Origin of the sequence: Cellulomonas sp. GbtcB1, assembly GCF_019091725.1 — a bacterium.
Classification (GTDB): Bacteria; Actinomycetota; Actinomycetes; order Actinomycetales; family Cellulomonadaceae; genus Cellulomonas.
This window is the reverse complement of record NZ_JAGXJG010000654.1, coordinates 1-231: the sequence shown is the minus strand read 5'-3', so window position 1 is coordinate 231 and position 231 is coordinate 1. Positions and strand designations below refer to the sequence as shown.

General features: G+C 84.0%; 1 pseudogene. It reads right to left on the bottom strand.

The features are described from left to right. Window positions 1–84: 84 nt before the first annotated feature. Window positions 85–231: pseudogene (locus KVT14_RS22865) on the bottom strand (iron chelate uptake ABC transporter family permease subunit); the annotation flags it as partial.

The window sequence follows — 231 nt, the reverse complement described above, 5'->3', positions numbered from 1 at the left end:
GGCCGGCCCCGGCGGCGCGGGACCGGCGCCGCGGGTCGCGGCCGCGCAGGCCCCCGGGCGTCGCCGCCACCCGCACGCCCGCCACAGCCCGGCCGCCTCCCGCCGCCGCACCAGCGCGATCAGCACCGGCGCGCCCACGAACGCCGTCACGACGCCCACCGGAAGCTCGCCCGGCCACAGCAGCACCCGCGCCGCCACGTCCGCGAGCAGCACCAGCACCGGCCCCGCGAC